Below are 1,374 nucleotides of genomic sequence, written 5' to 3'. Positions count from 1 at the left end.
CCAGGACGGTAGGGTCCTACAAAAGCAGTAGTTATTTTTTACTGCGATAACAAAGACTTGCTTCTTTTTCCAGTTTCTTATTTGTAAACTCGAGTCATAGAGTGAGGCAATATTGTGAGTGTTCAGATTGTCCATGATCAGCCCAACTTTGATCGCTTCTGGATAGCGCTCATCGAGAATCTGCTTGATCTGCATTGGCCAGTCTTTTTTGGTGTGTCGTTTCGTGACAGCTTCATGTCGCTTGCCTGCGAGCTGCACCACCGCCATGAAGATCTCAGCCACCCCATTTATGACGTATTCGTGATCAATCTGTACGGGTTGTCCTGGCTTGTATGGAATCGGGTCGCGCACCTCGCCAATCAACTGTTTGCAGGATCCATCCATGCACACCACCGGGTAATCGGAATCATATGCGAAACGGAAAACTTCCAGAGCATCCTCCATTGGTGCTACGAACGAGGCACTCCCTTCCGGTGGGATTTTTCAATAATTGCTGAGGTGAGGTTTAAGCTCGTTTTTTTTAATATTCGCTGCACGGTCATGTGCGAAACAGCCCGCGCAAACTTAAGTTCAATGGCCTTGTCCAAAAGCAGTCTGACTGTCCATCGCTGGCGTCCCTCCGGTGCCTCCGAACAGGCCAAAGCGATCAGCTGCGCTTCAAAGGCCCCAGCAAAGATGACCTCCCGGGGTGGCTTTTCCCTGGGCTTACGCTCCAGGGCCGCTTCGAGCCCTTCTTCTAAGAAGCGTTTCTTCAGGTGCTCGATCATGCAGCTAGTGACGCCCAGAGCTGTTGCGACATCATCCGTAGCCCATGCCGGGCCGTCGGGGCCAGCATCCCACAGTAAGAAAGCACGCGTGTGGATGAACTCTGTTGCCTGGATTTTACCACGGCGTGTCAATGCCTCCAATTCTTTACGTTCCTCTACACCCAGCGTTACTCGGTATCTTGGCGGCATGGCGACCCTCCTTATACTTACTATTATATCATCAATGTCATTGACTTAAGAGAACGCTGATCATGTTTTTACTTGTAAATATAATAAATTATGCTATTATACCCTCAGTAGAAAAGGGGGCGTATATTACTTTTCAAGGAGGCGACATATGTTTACAGAAAAATTTGATGAAAAGACTGCAGTTGGCACAGAAGGTGCTTCCCAGAATTTGTGCCAAACTTGTCGGATTTCTCAATAAATATCTTGACTCTCCTGATTTTTTTCACCGACATCGTCTGTGTGAAAAATATTTTTCTCGCAATCGTAAACTCCCCTTCAGCACCGTAATACTTTTCCTCATGAATTTCGTCCGCTGCTCCTTACAAAAGGAACTTGACGGGTTCTTTCAACTTTTTCCGTCTTCCGATCGCTCCGAAAG

2 protein-coding genes and 1 pseudogene are annotated in these 1,374 nt (G+C 47.5%); 1 reads left to right on the top strand and 2 read right to left on the bottom strand.

The features are described 5' to 3' along the window. Positions 1–384: transposase (locus H567_RS26560; RefSeq protein WP_208598456.1), on the bottom strand; the 384-nt coding region annotated here is incomplete at its 3' end. Between the two features lie 65 nt (positions 385–449). Beyond that, positions 450–956 carry a helix-turn-helix domain-containing protein gene (locus tag H567_RS0121280; RefSeq protein WP_028322926.1) on the bottom strand — a complete coding sequence of 169 codons (507 nt, stop codon included), beginning with the start codon at positions 954–956 and terminating at the stop codon, positions 450–452. A gap of 167 nt (positions 957–1,123) precedes the next feature. Between H567_RS0121280 and H567_RS29505 the strand changes: the two are divergent. Continuing rightward, positions 1,124–1,374, top strand: a pseudogene (locus tag H567_RS29505) (IS4 family transposase); the annotation flags it as partial.

Origin of the sequence: Desulfatiglans anilini DSM 4660 (genome assembly GCF_000422285.1) — a bacterium.
GTDB classification, from domain to species: Bacteria; Desulfobacterota; DSM-4660; order Desulfatiglandales; family Desulfatiglandaceae; genus Desulfatiglans; species Desulfatiglans anilini.
The sequence above is the reverse complement of the archived record's forward strand: the minus strand, read 5'-3'. Positions and strand labels throughout refer to the sequence as shown.